Below are 15,853 nucleotides of genomic sequence, written 5' to 3' on the forward strand. Positions count from 1 at the left end.
TCCACGAATGGTCTAGTCCGTTTTGAACCCGTTCCGTTACCTGTCCGTAGTCCGCGTTGAGACACCGGCAACGATCAGAGGAGACCACATGAGCGGACGCGCTCGTCACCGCAAGCCCGCCGTCATCGGCGCGGGCGCCATGCTCGCCATCGCGGCCGCAGTGGCCGGGTTCACGGCATTCACTGGTACGGACAGCGAGGCAGCGGAGAACTGCGCGGGCCTGAACCAGGCGTTGCAGAACAACCTGAACTTCATCGCGGGCCAGAAGGCCAACCCCGACGCGCTGTCCGACGCGCGGATCGCCAACCGGCAGGCCGTCGTCGACCTCATCAACCAGCGCAGGGCCACCGCCGGGTGCACCGGCCAAGAGGGGCCCAAGAAGGACAACCCCGGCCAGCAGAAGAAGGTCGACAACGCCGCCGAGAAAGCGCAGAAGGACGCCGAGAAGGCGGTCGCGGACAAGCAGGGCGACAACAATGCCCAGGCCGGTCAGCAGGGCAACAACGCCCAGGCGGGCCAGCAGGTCTGCAACGGTTCCACCGTCACGCTCTCCGGCGAGGGCGGCGCGCCCGCCGCGTCGAGCAACCAGTTCCCCGCGGGCACGAAGCTCAAGGTGACCAACCTGGACAACAACAAGTCCACGACGGTCGAGGTCAAGTCCGTGTCCGGCAGCTGTGTGCTGCTGAACAACGCGGCGTTCGAACAGGTTCGCGAGCCCGGCAAGTTCCTCATCCGGCGCGCGAAGATCGAGAAGGTCGGCTGACCCCAGCATGAGGTCGTGAGTGGTTTCCGTCGCCAGAGCGACGGAAACCACTCACGACTATCTCACCCGCACTTCTTCCAGTGCAGGCGGTATTCCGAGCCCGCCTCGGTCATGGTGCTGAGCTCGGTGGACGAGCCCTTGTTGACGCGGATCTCCGTGTTGACGTTGAGGTTCCACTTCTGGCCGCACGGCGGGTAGAACAGCGCGTCGCCGGCGATCTCGTCCTTGGTTCGCCAGTTGTCGTTGAACGGCCCGGAGAACGTGTGCGACGCGACCGGCCGCTGTGCCCCGCCGGCATAGTAGTCGTTGGCGCGCAACACACCCGAGGCTCCCGCCTGGAGCTTCGCGGAACCCTGGTGCTCGAATCCCTTGATGGCGAAGGTGAACTCGTCCGAGTACTTGAACCGCAGGTTGACCTGGCAGTTGCGGCGGAACTCGGTGGGCGTGGCGCCGGTGCCCGCGCGGGCGGCGAAGTTCGTGTAGGTCAGCGTGAACGCCTTGCGGTCCGCGGTCACGCCGACGCCCGCGGTCGTGCCTGGGCAGCCGGTTCCGTTGACGGAGACGATCTCCGCGGTGAGCGCCGGGGGAGCGTCATCGGGTGGCGCGAGAGCAGAGACCATTAACGCCAGTGCCGTCATCATGCCGAGCATGGGGGACCTTTCTGTCCGGGGGCCGGGCGACGGCGGCGCCGCGGACCTTACCGGCTTAGGCGCGGCTTAACCGACCCCCAAGAACATGCTGTGCATGAAGAAAATTCTCCTGGCGGCGCTCGCGCTGCCGTTCCTGCTCACGCCCGCCGCGCACGCCGCGAGCCCGATCGGCATGACCAACGGCTTCTACGTCGACCCGGATTCCAACCCGGCGGTGTGGGTGCGCGGCCACGCGAACGACGGCCGCGCGGCCGCCATCAGGTCTTCGATCGCGAGCCGGCCCATCGCGCGCTGGTTCGGCGCGTGGAGCGGTGACATCAAGTCCGCGGTGAGCCGTTACGTCGGCGCCACGGGGACGAAGCTGCCCGTGCTGGTGGCGTACAACATCCCCGGCCGCGACGCGTGTGGTGGCCACTCGGGCGGTGGCGCCGGCTCGCCGGAGGCGTACCGGGCGTGGATCTCGGCGTTCGCCGCGGGCATCGGCACCCGCCCGGCCGTCGTGATCATCGAGCCGGACTCGCTGGCCGACTTCAACTGCATGGACGACGCCGCGAAGGCCACGCGTACCGCGATGATCAAGTACGCGTCCGAACAGTTCAAGGCGAAGGCGCCCAACACGTGGGCCTACCTGGACGCGGGCAACGCCAAGTGGGTGCCGGCCGCCACGATGGCCCAACGGCTAGACGCCGCGGGTGTCCGCAACGTCCGGGGCTTCTCGATCAACGTGTCGAACTACTACACCACGGCCGAGTCGAAGTCCTACGGTGACACGCTCAACGCGTCGCTGCCCGGCTACACCAAGCCGTTCGTCATCGACACCAGCCGCAACGGCAAGGGGCACAACGGCGAGTGGTGCAACCCGGCCGGACGCAAGATCGGCACGCCGGCGCAGCAGGGCGGCGGCGCCGAGATGCTGCTGTGGGTGAAGGTCCCCGGTGACTCCGACGGCAAGTGCGGCACGGCGCCGAACACGCCTGCTGGTTCGTTCGACGCAGAACTGGCTTACCGCTTGGTGTTCGGATATTGAGACCGCTCTCGCGCCAGGCCGGATAACAGATCTTGATCCATCCGATCCGGATGCATAATCAGGTGCAACACGAACGGCCCATCGAACGATGTGATCCCCAGCAGCCCGATGCGGTGACCGGAGGCGTGGATGGGGCGGGTGCGGTGCGGGGCGGCGACGTCCACCGGCCTGGTGCGGGACACCAACGAGGACAACGCGTACGCGGGTGAGCGGATCTTCGCCGTCGCGGACGGCATGGGCGGGCACGCGGCGGGCGAGGTGGCGAGCGCGCTCGTCGTGGCCGCATTGGAGGCCCTTGACCAGCAGGAAGAGATCCATCCGGACGACATTCGCGAGGCGCTCGTGGCGGCGAACCAGGCGATGCTCGCCGACGAACATCCCGAGCGCGAGGGGATGGGGACAACGGTGTCGGGGATCGCGCTGCTCGACCTCTCCGGGAAACAGCACTGGCTCGTTTTCAACATCGGCGACTCGCGGGTCTACCGGTACGCGGATGATTCTTTGTCTCAGTTGACGGTCGACCACTCCGAGGTGGAGGAACTGGTTGCCCAGGGGTTGTTGACACCGGAAGAAGCTTTGGACTACCCAAGGCGCAACGTCGTCACCAGAGCACTCGGGATGCCGTACGCTCCGCAGCCCGACCAGTGGGTGCTTCCCGCCCGGCCCGGCGAGAGGTTCGTGCTCTGCACCGACGGCCTGACCAACGAGATATCCGACGACGCGATCGCCGAGGTCCTTCAAGAGAGGGCCGACGCCGATCGGACGGCGGAGGACCTGGTGCGGCTGGCCCTCGAATCAGGAGGGCGGGACAACGTGACGGCTGTCGTCGTTGACCATGACGCGTACTTCAGCAACGAGGTGGGCGAGGAATGACAGAGGAACTACCGGAGATCCCCGGCTTCCGGTACGTCCGACCGCTCGGCAAGAACGTTCATCTCTACCGTGACAACCAGCACGAGGTCGCGGTGAAGCTGCTCGTCGACCCGCCGCGCGTGGCCGAGATCAAGACCGTGCTGGGGCTCAAGCACCCCGAGATCGTCGAGGTGCACCGCGCCGGACGGACTCGCCTGGGACTGCTGTACCTGGTGATGAAGCACTACGAGCGCGGCGACCTGGCCGCGCTGGCGCCGTTGCCGGTCGACCGGGTGCTGCAGATCGGCGTGGAGATCGCGGGCGCGCTGCAGGCCGCCCATGACGTGGGTATCGCGCACCGGGACGTGAAGCCGGCGAACATCCTCATGGACGAGGTCGGCAACGTCTGCCTGACGGACTTCGGCGTGCTCGGGCGCGACCGGCTGCCGTGGACGGCGCCCGAGGTGATCAGCAACGGGCACCACGGCGTGCCGGCCGACATCTTCTCGCTCGGCGCGACGCTGTGGCACCTGGTCGTGGGGCACTCGCCATTCGTGGTGCCGCATGGCAACAACACGCGGGCGGTCCTCGAGCAGCGCATCCTGCACGGCAGTCCGCGCCCGACCGGCCGTGCGCCGAGGTCGTTCGAAGAGCTGCTGCGCCAGGCGATGGCGCTCGACCCGGCCGCGCGTCCCGCGTCCGCCAAGGAGTTCGTCGCGCGGCTGCGGGAGATCCAGCGTGAGACCGGTCCGGTGGAGGAGGTCTCCGCCGCGGAGGTCGTCCACGTGGGACCGCCGGCGCCGAAGAAGAAGTCGCGATGGCCGCTCTACGCGGGTGTCGGCGCGGTCGCCGCGGGCGTGATCGTGACGTCCGTGATCCTGTTGCCCGGCAACAAAACCCTGCCGCCTGCCGCCACTTCGACGAACGTGCAGCCGCAGAACGCGGGCAGCCAGAGCGCGCTGCCCGGCCGCGCGAACGTGGTCGCCATGCGTATCGACGCGAACACGCTCCGTTTCACCTGGACCTACAAGTCGCAGCTGCCGAACGACTCGTTCGTGTGGCGGACGAACGACGAGCTGAAGACCGGCACGGTCGATGCGCCTCAGGTCGACCTTTACGCGCCCGGCGCGTTGTGCGTCGAGGTGAAGGTCGTTCGCGCGGACGGCAGCAACGCGACGTCCGACGACTGGTCGCCGGAGGGTTGCGGTTCGTGATCGGCCTCTGGGGTTCGGGTGAGACTCGCGAAATACTGGGTATGTGCCCGGCGTCACTGCGCGAGCCGGTACGCTAGCCCATTCGCACCACACCCCAGGTGCCACTTTTCGACCGTCGACGAACTCGGCGCAGGTTTAAGCTCGACGTGACAGTCCTGTGTGGAGGTTCGACGTGCGCGGTGTGGTCGCCGCGGGTCATCCGCTCACCGCGAAGGCGGGCGCCGACGCGATACGCGCCGGTGGCAACGCCGTGGACGGGGCCATCGCGGCCATGCTGGCGTCGTGTGTCGCCGAGCCGCTGCTGACCGGCCTCGGAGCGAGCGGCTACATGCTGGTCGCGCCGCCCGGCGGGGAACCCGTGCTGCTCGACTTCTCGGCCGAGGCGCCGGGCCGCGGCGTCGACGTGGCCGACCGGGCGCCGCTCAAGCCGTTCCTGGTGAACTTCGGCGACGCCGTGCAGGAGTTCCACGTCGGCGCCTCGTCGTGCGCCACCTTCGGCGTGCCCGCGGGCATCGAGGAGGCCGCGAAGCGGTTCGGCAGCACGCCGCTGCACGAGCTGGTGCGGCCCGCCGTCCGCCTGGCCCAGGAAGGCGTGCGGGTGAACCGCAACCAGGCGTACGTGTACACGCTGATCGGCGGCATCCTCGGCTCGCACCACGTCGAGGGCGACCTCGTGCGCGACCCGGAGCTCGCGGAGTCGTTGGTACGACTGGGAGACGACGGCGCCGAGCCGTTCTACACCGGCGACATCGCCACCGCGATCGCCGACGAGGTGCGCGCGCACGGCGGCCTGCTCGGCCGGGCCGATCTCGCGGCCTACCGCGTGATCGACCGGGAACCGCTGCGGGCGTCGTTCCGCGGCCGCGACGTGTACACCAACCCACCGCCCAGCGCCGGTGGCGCCTTGCTCGCGCACGCGCTGGAGGTGTTGCCGCCGTCGCCCGACGCGCCGGCGATCGCCTCGGCCATGCTGTCCGGGCTGCTGAACCGGATGGGGTCCACCACGCACATCTCGGTGCTCGACGCCGACGGCATGGCGTGCACGGTGACCTGCACCAACGGTGAGGGTTCCGGTGTGCAGGTGCGGGGCACCGGCGTGCACCTGAACAACATGATGGGCGAGGAGGACCTGTCGCCCGCCGGCTTCTTCACGCATCTGCCCGGCGACCGGCTGCCGTCCATGATGGCGCCGACCGTCGTCGTTCAGGATGGTGAGCCGGAGCTCGTGCTCGGGTCGGCCGGGTCGAGCCGGATCAGCGGCGCGATCCTGCAGGTGATCGTGAACGTGCTCGATCGCGGGATGCGGGCGCAGGAGGCCGTGGACGCGCCTCGGCTGCACGCGCAGGACGGGGTCGTGTACGTCGAGCCTGGGGTGGACACCGCCGGGCTGGGCGAGGTGTCGCCGTTCCGGGCGCCGAACATGTTCTTCGGTGGCTGCCAGGTGGTGCAGCGGGTTCACGGGGAGCTCGTCGGGGGCGGGGATCACCGCCGGGGTGGCGTGGCCGTCGTGGCGTAGCACAATCGTGTTGTGCAGCGGCTCGCGAACATTCCGGGCTTCAACATCGACCGCGTGGCCGCGGCCGCCGGGAACGATCCCGACGTGCTGCGGCTGGAGAACCTCGACGCCGACCTCCCGCCGCCACCCGGTGTCGTGGAGGCGACGCGCGCGGCGGTGGGTGAGGCGAACAGCTGGCTGCCGTTCACCGGCCGCGACGACCTGAAAGAGGCCGTCGTCGCGTTCATCGAACGGCGTGGCGGACCGTCCTACGACAGCGACGACGTGGTGATCACCTCGGGCCAGGGCGACGCGATGCTCGACGCGTTGCTGTGCCTCACCGATCCCGGCGACGAGGTCGTGCTCACGGACCCGACGTATGCCGGGATGCTCAACCGCGTCCGTCTCGCGGGTGCGGTGCCGCGGCTGGCCCCGTTGCACGTCGTCGACGGCCGGTGGCGGCTCGATCTCGCCGGGCTGCGTGAGGCGGTGACCGAGCGGACGAAGGTCATCTTCGTCAACAACGCGTCGTTCCCGAGCGGGTGGGTGGCGAGCGAGGCGGAGTGGCACGCGATCGCGTCGCTGTGCCGCAACTCCGACCTCCGGCTGCTGTACTGGGCCGACTTCGAGGGCGTGCTGTTCGACGGGCATCCGGTGCTGCACCCGGCGGCGTTGCCCGGCATGCGCGACCGCACGCTGATCGTCGGCTCGCCGCTGGAGAAGCGCATGATCGCCTGGCGGGTCGGATGGGTGGTGGCGCCCGGCGGCCTCGTCGAGGACGTGTCGCGGGTGCACATCTACAACGGGCTGGTGGCCAGCGGGTTCGCGCAGATCGGCACGCGCGTGGCGCTCGAAGCCCCGGACGACATGGCCGCCGCCAACGCCGAGTGGCAGCGGCGGCGCGACGAGGTGGTGCGGCAGCTCGACGGTTTCCCGGTGGTGCCCGCGGCGGGCGGCTGGTCGTTGCTGCTGGACACCGTCGCCATGGGCATCGACCCCGCCGACCTGTCGGCCCGGCTGCTGGAGCAGAAGGTCGCTGCGACACCGATGCACGGCTGGGGTGGTGAGGTGGCCGCCCGCCACCTCCGGTTCGTGTTCAGCACCGAGCCGGTGGAACGGCTGGCGCTGTTGGGCGAGCGCTTTCGGCGGGCGATCGGTTAGACGGGCCGGGTGATCGCGGCCAGCATGAGGCCGCGGATCTCCACGGCGATCTCGGCGACGTCCAGCGGCGGGTCGTGTGCCTGCCACTCGCGCAGCAACCCGGTGACCGCGCCGACCAGCGCGATCGCGGTCAGGCGGTAGTCGCGGTCCGGTGCCACGCCCATGCGGGCCGCGAGCCGGGCCTCGGTCTCGATGAACTCGGCCCAGCGGACCACCCAGCGCAGGTGCTGCCGTTCGAGGTCGGCGTTCACGCCCACGGCCTCGACGTAGTTCAGGCGCGGCACGCGCGGGTCGGCGGTCACGCTGCTCACGAACGCGTCGAGCAGCGTCGAGATGCGGGTCGCCACGTCCGCCTCGCCCAGGTCGGCCAGCGCGTCGGTGACCCGTTGCAGGGCCAGTGAGTTGATCAGGTCGTGCAGCACCAGCAGCACGGTTTCCTTGCTGTCGAACTCCTCGTAGAAGTTGCGCGTCGACACGCCCGCCTCCGTGCACAGCTCGGAGATCTTCGTCTGCGCGAACCCCTTGGCGGTGAACAGTTCCAGCGCGGCGCGCAGGAGTCGTTCCCGGCGCTCGGCCCGGCGCTGCTCCGGTGCGACGCCGGCGTACGACCGGGCCACGGCCCACCTCCATCTGGTAATGGGGATTGTCAGATTACTCGCCGAAGCTCTACATTGCGAAAACTGCGGTTACCACTCGGGAGGCGACGATGCCACGCCTGATGGCCTTGTTGAGCGCGCTTGTGCTGACGATCGCGATTGTTCCGGCGGCCCACGCTGGTGTGGACGGGGGCGCGCCGGGGGATGTGCTGAGCAGCCGGAAGGTCGACTGGCACCCGGAGCCGTTCAAGGTCTTCACCGCGCCGGTGAACACCTACGAGATCCTCTACCGCTCGACCTCGGCCACGGGGAAGCCGAACGCGGTGTCCGGCATGGTGCTCGTGCCACCGGTGCCGTGGACGAACGGGCCGCGTCCGGTCGTCGCCTACGCGATGGGCACGCAGGGCCTCGCCGACCAGTGCGCGCCGTCGCGGCAGCTGCAGAACGGCACCGAGGTCGAGATCGCCTTCCTGGTGCAGGCCATGCAGAAGGGCTGGGCGGTCGCGCTCACCGACTACGAGGGCCTCGGCACGCCCGGCACGCACACCTACGCCGTCGGTCAGTCCGAGGGCCGCGCGCTGCTCGACGCCGCCCGTGCGGCGACGCGGCTGCCATCGGCCGGTCTGTCGCGCAACGCCCCGGTCGGCGCGTTCGGGTACTCGCAGGGCGGGCAGGCGGCGGCGTTCGCGGGGGAGCTGCAGCCGGCCTACGCGCCCGAGCTGAACCTGGTCGGCGTCGCCGAGGGCGGTGTGCCCGCCGATCTGGCCGAGGTGGCGCGGTTCAACGACGGCAACGCGGGCTCCAGCCTGGTGTTCGGTGCCGCGGCCGGGTTCGCGGCGGCCTATCCCGAGCTGCCGCTCGCCGAGGTGCTCAACGACCGCGGTCGCGACGTCATCGAGCGGGTGCGGAACTCGTGCGTCGTCGAGCTCGCGCTGACCGCGCCGTTCACCCGCATCAACAGCCTCACGACGCGGCCGGACGTGATGAACGAGCCGCCGTGGCGCGTGCGGCTCACCGAGAACACGCTCGGTTCGGTCAAGCCCGCCGTGCCGGTGTACCTGTACCACGGCACGGCGGACGAGCTGATCCCGTTCTCCACCGGCACGAAGCTGCGCTCGCGGTACTGCGGGCTCGGTGCCGACGTGCAGTGGACGGCGCTGCCGCTGGCCGGCCACATCGTCGCCGTCAGCGTGTGGGGTTCCAACGCGCTGAACTGGCTCGGTGACCGGTTCGCGGGCAGCCGCACCACGCCGAACTGCTAGTGGCGTGACCCGCAACGTTGGCGGTGAATTCACGCTCAGCGGGACGCCTCGCGGCACCGGCCCCACGCCCACAGCCAACCAGGATGAGGACGCGGGGCCGGCACCACGATGCGTCCATCTGACCGCGAATTCCCACGGCAACGTTGCGAGCCACGCCACTAGCACTTCTTCCAGGACAGCTTGAACGTGGCGGTGACGCTGCTGTCGGTCGAGTCCATCGTGATGAAGCTGGTGTCGTCCTTCGCCTTGATGCGAAGTTCGGCGTCGATGGTCAGTGGCTTCTTCTCCTTGCAGGGCCCGTGGATGACGTCACCGGGCGACGGCCGGTCGGTGGACTGCCAGTCGTCACTCATCGGGCCGGTGAGCGCGTGCTTGAGGTTGCGGGCGGGCATGCCGGGGAAGAAGTACTTGGCGCGCTTCTCGCCGCCGGCGCCCTTGTCCAGGTTGGCGAAACCGCGGTAGTCGGTCGCCGCGATGCCGTACGTGTAGCCCTGCGGGTGGTTGACCCGCAGGGTGATGCGACAGTCCTTCTTGGCTTCAGATCCCTTGCCCTGCACCAGGAAATCGCTGTAGGTGACGGTGAACGCGGTGCGGTCGGGGGAGGGGGCGACCGCCGTGGTCCCGGGGAGGCAACCGGTGCCCTCCGTGCTGAGCACGTCGATCGTGACGGGCGTCGGTGGTGGGACCAGAGCGGTGAGCAGGAGCACGAGTGCCGTCAGCATTCGTTTTCCTTCCGGTCGACGATGACGGCGGCGGGTGAGGCAAGATACCGCATCCGCCGCCGTCGTTGTCACGGCTGGAAGTCCACTTCGCGGAAGCGCGGCGACTCACCACAAAGTAACGGATTGTCCTTGCCTCGCAACGCTTTGTCGAACCACGCGGTGACATAGCGTCGTTCGATGGTGAGCGAACGTTCACCGTCGATCGGGCCGACCTCGAAGAGTTTCCCCACGTCCACAACGGACTTGAAGATGGTGACGTCGGTGAAGTCGTAGTGCAGCGCGCCCTGGACGACCAGGTGCAGGCGCGGGCCGCGCAGCCGGTCGTAGAAATCGGCCCAGTCCCGGTCGTCCACCCGGCGGTGGTTCTGGTTGCCCAGAAGGAGGAACGGCCGGTCGAGTGACGCGGAGCCGAGCGGGTTGCCGTCGAGCGCGGTGCCCGCGTGGAAGCGCCGATCGGCGTTCATCGTCCGCACGGCCGTGATGCTGCCCATCGAGTGCCCGAACACGCCGACGCGCGACAGGTCGATGTTTCGGCTGAACGGCCCCGTGGACAGTTGCGTGAGGACGAACCTCATGTCCGCCGTGCGGACGGCCAGCAACCGGTCGAAGTCCTTGAGCGCCTCGGGGTTCTGCGGTTCGATCCGGCCGCCGGGGAACTCGACGAACGGCGCGTCGAAGGTGTGGTCGACGGCCGCGACGACGTAACCGCGGCTGGCCAGCTCCTCGAAGATCCCGGTGTAGAGCGCGGCGTTGACGCCGAGGCCGGGGGAGAAGAGCAGCAGCGGATGCCGTGAGAGCGGTCGCGCGTCCTGGCGGCTGTGCGTCGGGAACGTCAGCAGGTCGTCCGGGAGCGTCGTGCCGAGTTGATCGTTGAGGAACCCGACGAGCAGGGCGCTCTGGGTCGGTGACACGTAGCCTGCGCGCGGACCGCGACGTTGGGCCGGGTACCAGAGGCGGACCATCAGCTCGCGGTCGCGGACGGTCGGCGCCAGTGGGTCCTTTCGCGTGGTGTCGACCAGGTGCAGTGACGTCGTGCCGACGCCCTGGGTTCCGGTCGGGGCGGGCAGTTCGAGTGCCGTGGCGGCGTGGGCGGGCGTGGCCGTAAGGGCCGTCGCGAGCACCGCGCCGAGGATGGCTAATCGTTTCATGGGGGACACCGTGTCGATCCGTTCGCCGGAAAGCGATCCGGCCAGCCCCCGTTTTCGGCGTGCTATGGGGGGAGCTTTCCAAGCGCCCAGCGCTTGGAAAGCTCCCCCCATAGCAACTCAGCTCAGCGGCGGCAGCCAGCCCCTGGCGAGCGCGATTGTCACCGCCGCGGTGCGGTCGTTCACGTCGAGCTTGCTGAACACGTGCAGCAGGTGGCTCTTGACGGTCGCCTCGCTGACCCGAAGCTCGGCGCTGATCGCCGCGTTGGAGAATCCTTTGGCCACCAATGCGAGCACCTCGACCTCCCGCGCGCTGAGCGCCGGGCGCCGGACCGCGCTGACCAGGCGGGTGGCGACCGGGGAGGCGAGGACCGTGCGGCCGGCCGCCGCCGCGCGTACCGAGTCGACCAGTTCGGCGGCGGGCGTGTCCTTGAGCAGGTACGCCGTCGCGCCCGCCTCGATGGCGCGGATGATGTCGCCGTCGGTGTCGAACGTCGTCAGGATGACCACGCGGCTCCTGGAGTTCGCGACGACCCCGGCGGTCGCCGTGGCACCGTCCATGCCGGGCATCTTGAGGTCCATCAGCACGACGTCGGGTTCCTCGCGCTTCGCCAGCTCGACGGCTTCCTCGCCCGATCCGCACTCGCCGACCACGGTGAAATCGGGTTCGGCCTCGAGGAGCGCCTTGAGTCCGGCGCGCACCACGGGGTGGTCGTCGGCCAGCACGATGCGGATCACGCGTCCATCCTCACTTCGATCGCGACGCCTTCGCCGGGTTTCGTGCGCACGTCGAACTCCCCGCCGGCCAGCCGCACCCGGTCGCGCAGCCCGTCGAGGCCGTAGCCGCGCTCGGCGTCGGGGGAGAACCCGCGCCCGTCGTCGGTGACCGTGAGGGTGGTCCCGGTGTCCTGGTAGGCGAGCCGCACCCTGACCGCTGTCGCCTGGGCGTGCTTGCGGACGTTCGCGAGCGCCTCCTGCGTGACGCGCAGCAGGGTGACCTCGCGGTCGGGAGCGAGCCGGCGGTACTCGCCGGTGGTGGTCATCTCGGTGTCGATGGCGAGCTCCCGCCCGAGCCGGGCGGTGAGCCGTTCCAGCGCCGCCGGGAGTGCGGCGCCGTCCAGTTCGACCGGGGCGAGCGCGGCGACGAGCGAGCGGATCTCGCGCAGGTTCTCGCGTGTGGTCTCCTCGGCGAGGACGAGATGTTCGTTGTCCGGCAAGGACTTGCGGGCCGCCTGCAGCAGGAGCAGCACGCTCGCGGAGCCCTGTGCGATGGTGTCGTGCAGGTCCCGTGCGAGCCGTTCCCGCTCGGCGAGCACGCCCGCGTCGTGGCTGACCTGGGCGAGCTCCGTGCGCGTCGCGTCCAGCTCGGCGACCAGCCGGGCCCGTTCGTGGCTCTGCTCGATGATCCGGGTGATCCACAGTCCCAGCAGGATCGCGGAGAACAGTCCGATGAGGATGATCGAAGCCACGCCGACCGCGTCCTCGCTGAAGCCGCCGGTCACCAGGATCACCGCCCCGATGCCCAGCGAGGTGACTGCGGTGCCCGCGACCGCCTGCCGGGTCGGCAGCAGCGACCAGATCTGCGGGTACAGCGCGAAGAACATCACCGACATCGCGGGTACCAGCGCGAACATCGCGATCGTCACCGGAATCGCGATGGCCACGTAGATCCGCCCGCGCGGTTCGCGGTTCAGCGCCCGCGCGCCGACCGTGAAGTACAGGGCGCACAGCGCGGCCAGCAGAGCCAGCGCCAGCGCCCGGCTGCCGGCGGTCACCCGGCCCTCGGCGATGACGAGCACGACACACACCAGCGCGAACACGGCGAAGGCGACGTGCCAGCCGCTCCTGGTGCGGTCCCAGACGTTGACGGTCGTCACCGGCACACTCTGCACTCGGGGTACTCCGGATGCCAATAACCGGTCGGCTCATCCCGAAACCAGCCGCCCGGTTGATGTTGATCCGGGACCCGGCCGGGGAGGATCCCCGGCATGGAGCGAAAGAAGATCAACAGAGTGCTGGTGCTGCTCTCCGTCGTCTACGGCATCGTGGTCGGTGTGCTTGGAGCGCTGGAGTCGTCCGCGCTGACCGTGGTCGCGATCGTCGGCGGAGCGCTGCTCGGGGTCAGCTGGGCGGCCGCCGGGTTCCTCGCGACGCAGAAGCGCGACCGCACGTCCGGGTGATCAGTTCGGCGTGGTGACGGCCGATGGGAAGGAAAGTTCCCCTTCCCCAGGCTAGGAGTTCGTCTGATGCGCGACCGCGTCGCCGAGATCGTCGACAGCGACCGTTTCCAGTGGATGATCGTCGGAGTGATCGTGGTCAACGCGATCACGCTCGGCTGTGAGACGTCACCGGAACTCGTTGCCGCGTATGGAGGTCTGTTCGACGCCGTAGACCACCTCGCACTGGCGATCTTCGCCGCCGAGCTCGTCGCCCGGCTGTACGCGCACCGGCTGCGGTTCTTCCGGGACGGGTGGAACTGTTTCGACTTCTTCGTCGTGGTGGTGGCCTTGTTGCCCGCGGCGGGGCCGCTGTCGGTGTTGCGGTCGTTGCGGATCCTGCGCGCCTTGCGGCTGGTGTCGATGGTGCCGAGCATGCGCCGGGTCGTGACCGCGCTGGTGCGGTCGATCCCCGGCCTGGTGTCGCTGACCGGGCTCCTGGTGCTGTTGCTCTACGTCGGCGCGGTGATCGCGAACGACCTGTTCCGCGGCACGGGGGACCCGAGGTTCGCCGATCTCGGGTCCACCGCGCTCACGCTGTTCCAGATCACCACCGGCGACGGCTGGTCGGACGTCATGCGCGACCTGATGGTCAAGCAGCCGCTGGCGTGGATGTTCTTCCTGGCCTACCTGCTCGTCGGCACGTTCACGATGCTCAACCTGTTCATCGCCGTCGTGTGCAGCGCCATGGAGTCGGAGGTGCGGCCCGCCGAGGACGAGGTGCTCGCCGAGATCCGGGCGCTGCGCGAGGAGCTCAGCCGACGCTGAACCCGCCGGTCGCGCCGGTGAAGCCCGTGATCGCGCCGGTCCAGCCGCTCTTCCAGTCGCCGTTGTGCACGATGCGATACGTGCCCGCGGGCGTGTCGGCGGGGATGATCCAGGTGATCGTGGCCTCGGAGTTCGCGATGCCCACGCGCTTCCACTGGTAGCGCGTAGACCAGTCGCCGTCGTCGGCGTGGCGGACCCATTTGCCGTCGACCAGCCGTTGCACCTCCAGGAACGTGCCGTTGCGGTGCAGGTTGTTCTTGGGGTGACCGGTGACGAAGACGGCGGTCACGGTCTGGCCGCGCTGGTAGGTGTTCTGGGGCGCGGCGAGCACGTCGCCGAAGTTCCTGCCGATCGCCTTGTCGTCGAACACGACGCCGGTCTGCAGGTTGATGTCGGTGAACGGCGGCTTGCCGGGCACCGGGCCGTTGTCGACCGGGGTGTTGTCGCGCATCGCCTTGGCGAGCTTGCCGAACTCCTGCTGGTAGGCCGGCGTGGTGTTGCGGCCGAACAGGGTCGACCCGCCCTCGTACTGCTGCTCGTCGTACTCCTCGGGCGTGGTGACGTACTGGCTGTAGTCGTTGGCGTAACCCTGGATCAGCACGTTCTCCAGCGACGTGCCGAGCTCGGTGGCGACCGACCGCCTGATGCGCAGCCCTGCCGTGATGGTCACCTCACCGGGCACGGCCACGAGGACCAGTGACCCGATGCGCACGATCTGCAGCGGCAGCACGTTCGGCGTCGCGCCGACCAGGCCGGTCGGCACCAGGGACGCCTTCGGGTACTGGCACGACTTCAGCCACTCGGGGACCGGGACGTTCAGCGGCTCGAACAGCTTCTTCAGCGGGCTCTGCATGCCCTCGGAGAAACCGGGGATCGCCGGCCCGTCCTCGACGCTGCCCGCGATCGTCGACGCGCCGACGACGCCCGAACACGTCGTTTTCGGCTTGCCGTCCGGGGTGTAGCGGCCATCGACGTTCACGGTGGACATGTCGACGAACCGCATCCGGTAGTCGACCCCGCCGGTGAGATTCGTCTGAGGCCCGTTGTAGATCTCGTGCGCCTTGCCGTTCTGGCGTTCGCCGATGATGCGGGTGTTCTCGACCTCGTCCTCGGTCGGGCCGGACCCAGGCTTGAGGTTCAGGTTCGGCGACATGTCACCCGCGTTGGTGTTCGGGAAGGTGGCGACGAATCCGTTCGGGTTGTCCAGGTACCGCACGCCCTTCTCGTCGTGCTCCCACTGGTAGGCCGCGTATCCCTTGTTGTCCGGGGAGATCAGCGTGTTCGCGTTCGTCATCGACGTGTTGTGGGTCGCGAACCAGCTGATCGCGCCGACGTCGCTGCCACCCTGCTTGAACCGCAGGACGGTCATCGCGGGGTCGATCCCGTTGGGGAAGAACGACTTGTCCGGGTTCTTGCCGAAGGCCAGCTTGGAGCGGTTGACGCTCGCGTTGGTCAGCTCGCCCCGGTTGATGGAGATCGAGCCGGGCTTGAGGTCCTCGTGCGCCTTGACGATCGACTCGGTGATGCCGTCGGTGATCGCGTTGAGCGTCTGCGGCTGCATGCCGAGGATCGACAGGTTGTAGGCGAGGTTGTGCGAGAAGCCACCCGGTCCCGAATGCGTGTGCGTCGCACTCAGCAACAGGTTCTCGCGCGTGTACGTCTGGCCGTACTTCTGCTGCAGCTTCGCGAGCACGCCCTCCTGGACCGCCCGGAAGATCATCGCCAGGTCGGCGTTGACGTAGGCGACCCGCTTACCTGTTTCTTGGTCGACCACGATGTACGCGCGCGAGCGTTGCCGCTGATGGATGCCCGACGTCTTCTGGTCGAACTTCGAGTAGCCCATCATGCCGTTCTCGGCGGCCGCGCCCGTGACGTCCGAGATGCCTCTGCCGACGAGGTACGGCTCCGGGGCCGCCGGGCTTGTCAGTGCCAGCAGAGTCACGACCGTCATGAGCACGCGCATCGGCGCTCCCTGGAGATAC

Annotated in this window: 16 protein-coding genes; 9 read left to right on the forward strand and 7 right to left on the reverse strand. The window is 68.9% G+C overall.

Annotated features, from left to right (window positions below; genetic code table 11):
* Positions 1 to 88 precede the first annotated feature (88 nt).
* Positions 89 to 763, forward strand: a complete 675-nt coding sequence (locus tag QSK35_RS19230) for an SCO2207 family protein (protein ID WP_285747993.1) — start codon at positions 89 to 91, stop codon at positions 761 to 763.
* A gap of 62 nt (positions 764 to 825) precedes the next feature.
* Here QSK35_RS19230 and QSK35_RS19235 read toward each other — a convergent pair whose 3' ends face one another.
* The gene (locus tag QSK35_RS19235) at positions 826 to 1,401 is read right to left on the reverse strand and encodes a DUF4360 domain-containing protein (protein ID WP_285747994.1); all 576 of its coding nucleotides are present in this window, start codon (positions 1,399 to 1,401) and stop codon (positions 826 to 828) included.
* A 106-nt stretch (positions 1,402 to 1,507) separates the two neighbouring features.
* On the opposite strand from QSK35_RS19235, the gene QSK35_RS19240 reads away from it, so the two are divergent.
* From QSK35_RS19240 to QSK35_RS19260, 5 genes are all read left to right on the forward strand, one after another.
* Positions 1,508 to 2,440 (forward strand): glycoside hydrolase family 6 protein, encoded by a 933-nt coding sequence (locus tag QSK35_RS19240; RefSeq protein ID WP_285747996.1) that lies wholly within the window; start codon positions 1,508 to 1,510, stop codon positions 2,438 to 2,440.
* Positions 2,441 to 2,569: 129 nt separating this feature from the next.
* Complete coding sequence (locus tag QSK35_RS19245) at positions 2,570 to 3,313, forward strand: PP2C family protein-serine/threonine phosphatase (protein ID WP_285747997.1); 744 nt, start codon at positions 2,570 to 2,572, stop codon at positions 3,311 to 3,313.
* Positions 3,310 to 4,506, forward strand: coding sequence for a serine/threonine-protein kinase (locus tag QSK35_RS19250; protein ID WP_285747999.1), 1,197 nt, complete (start codon positions 3,310 to 3,312; stop codon positions 4,504 to 4,506). Before QSK35_RS19245 ends, QSK35_RS19250 begins: the two co-directional genes overlap by 4 nt.
* 172 nt (positions 4,507 to 4,678) lie before the next feature.
* Positions 4,679 to 6,022, forward strand: coding sequence for a gamma-glutamyltransferase family protein (locus QSK35_RS19255; protein ID WP_285748001.1), 1,344 nt, complete (start codon positions 4,679 to 4,681; stop codon positions 6,020 to 6,022).
* 12 nt (positions 6,023 to 6,034) lie between these two features.
* Positions 6,035 to 7,162 (forward strand): pyridoxal phosphate-dependent aminotransferase, encoded by a 1,128-nt coding sequence (locus tag QSK35_RS19260; RefSeq protein ID WP_285748003.1) that lies wholly within the window; start codon positions 6,035 to 6,037, stop codon positions 7,160 to 7,162.
* Here QSK35_RS19260 and QSK35_RS19265 read toward each other — a convergent pair.
* Positions 7,159 to 7,779: a TetR/AcrR family transcriptional regulator gene (locus QSK35_RS19265; RefSeq protein ID WP_285748005.1), complete on the reverse strand. Its 621-nt coding sequence runs from the start codon at positions 7,777 to 7,779 to the stop codon at positions 7,159 to 7,161. The genes QSK35_RS19260 and QSK35_RS19265 overlap by 4 nt on opposite strands.
* Positions 7,780 to 7,868: 89 nt before the next feature.
* On the opposite strand from QSK35_RS19265, the gene QSK35_RS19270 reads away from it, so the two are divergent.
* Positions 7,869 to 9,020, forward strand: coding sequence for a lipase family protein (locus QSK35_RS19270; protein WP_285748007.1), 1,152 nt, complete (start codon positions 7,869 to 7,871; stop codon positions 9,018 to 9,020).
* A gap of 158 nt (positions 9,021 to 9,178) precedes the next feature.
* Here the strand turns inward: QSK35_RS19270 and QSK35_RS19275 are convergent, their stop codons facing one another.
* The 4 genes from QSK35_RS19275 to QSK35_RS19290 form a co-directional block, all read right to left on the reverse strand.
* Positions 9,179 to 9,742 (reverse strand): DUF4360 domain-containing protein, encoded by a 564-nt coding sequence (locus tag QSK35_RS19275; RefSeq protein WP_285748009.1) that lies wholly within the window; start codon positions 9,740 to 9,742, stop codon positions 9,179 to 9,181.
* A gap of 68 nt (positions 9,743 to 9,810) precedes the next feature.
* Positions 9,811 to 10,890 carry an alpha/beta hydrolase family protein gene (locus QSK35_RS19280; RefSeq protein WP_285748011.1) on the reverse strand — a complete coding sequence of 360 codons (1,080 nt, stop codon included), beginning with the start codon at positions 10,888 to 10,890 and terminating at the stop codon, positions 9,811 to 9,813.
* 117 nt (positions 10,891 to 11,007) lie between these two features.
* Positions 11,008 to 11,625 carry a response regulator gene (locus tag QSK35_RS19285; protein ID WP_285748013.1) on the reverse strand — a complete coding sequence of 206 codons (618 nt, stop codon included), beginning with the start codon at positions 11,623 to 11,625 and terminating at the stop codon, positions 11,008 to 11,010.
* Entirely contained in the window at positions 11,622 to 12,764 is a 1,143-nt protein-coding gene (locus QSK35_RS19290) for a sensor histidine kinase (RefSeq protein WP_285748015.1), read from the reverse strand. The genes QSK35_RS19285 and QSK35_RS19290 overlap by 4 nt, the downstream gene beginning before the upstream one ends.
* A 111-nt stretch (positions 12,765 to 12,875) precedes the next feature.
* Between QSK35_RS19290 and QSK35_RS19295 the strand changes: the two genes are divergently transcribed.
* A complete protein-coding gene (locus tag QSK35_RS19295; RefSeq protein ID WP_285748017.1) occupies positions 12,876 to 13,067 on the forward strand; it encodes a hypothetical protein in 192 nt (63 codons plus the stop codon).
* 66 nt (positions 13,068 to 13,133) lie between these two features.
* Positions 13,134 to 13,871, forward strand: coding sequence for an ion transporter (locus QSK35_RS19300; RefSeq protein WP_285748019.1), 738 nt, complete (start codon positions 13,134 to 13,136; stop codon positions 13,869 to 13,871).
* Here QSK35_RS19300 and QSK35_RS19305 read toward each other — a convergent pair.
* Positions 13,858 to 15,834, reverse strand: a complete 1,977-nt coding sequence (locus tag QSK35_RS19305; protein WP_285748021.1) for a neutral/alkaline ceramidase — start codon at positions 15,832 to 15,834, stop codon at positions 13,858 to 13,860. The genes QSK35_RS19300 and QSK35_RS19305 overlap by 14 nt on opposite strands.
* Positions 15,835 to 15,853 lie beyond the last annotated feature (19 nt).

Source organism: Lentzea sp. NBRC 105346 (assembly GCF_030269605.1).
Taxonomy (GTDB): Bacteria; Actinomycetota; Actinomycetes; order Mycobacteriales; family Pseudonocardiaceae; genus Lentzea.

What these genes read in the sequence shown, in the direction of transcription:
- QSK35_RS19235 (WP_285747994.1), bottom strand. Translation starts at nt 1,401, where the DNA reads ATGACGGCACTGGCGTTAATGGTCTCTGCTCTCGCGCCACCCGATGAC.
- QSK35_RS19230 (WP_285747993.1), top strand. Translation starts at nt 89, where the DNA reads ATGAGCGGACGCGCTCGTCACCGCAAGCCCGCCGTCATCGGCGCGGGC.
- QSK35_RS19240 (WP_285747996.1), top strand. Translation starts at nt 1,508, where the DNA reads ATGAAGAAAATTCTCCTGGCGGCGCTCGCGCTGCCGTTCCTGCTCACG.
- QSK35_RS19295 (WP_285748017.1), top strand. Translation starts at nt 12,876, where the DNA reads ATGGAGCGAAAGAAGATCAACAGAGTGCTGGTGCTGCTCTCCGTCGTC.
- QSK35_RS19275 (WP_285748009.1), bottom strand. Translation starts at nt 9,742, where the DNA reads ATGCTGACGGCACTCGTGCTCCTGCTCACCGCTCTGGTCCCACCACCG.
- QSK35_RS19270 (WP_285748007.1), top strand. Translation starts at nt 7,869, where the DNA reads ATGCCACGCCTGATGGCCTTGTTGAGCGCGCTTGTGCTGACGATCGCG.
- QSK35_RS19245 (WP_285747997.1), top strand. Translation starts at nt 2,570, where the DNA reads ATGGGGCGGGTGCGGTGCGGGGCGGCGACGTCCACCGGCCTGGTGCGG.
- QSK35_RS19250 (WP_285747999.1), top strand. Translation starts at nt 3,310, where the DNA reads ATGACAGAGGAACTACCGGAGATCCCCGGCTTCCGGTACGTCCGACCG.
- QSK35_RS19280 (WP_285748011.1), bottom strand. Translation starts at nt 10,890, where the DNA reads ATGAAACGATTAGCCATCCTCGGCGCGGTGCTCGCGACGGCCCTTACG.
- QSK35_RS19300 (WP_285748019.1), top strand. Translation starts at nt 13,134, where the DNA reads ATGCGCGACCGCGTCGCCGAGATCGTCGACAGCGACCGTTTCCAGTGG.
- QSK35_RS19305 (WP_285748021.1), bottom strand. Translation starts at nt 15,834, where the DNA reads ATGCGCGTGCTCATGACGGTCGTGACTCTGCTGGCACTGACAAGCCCG.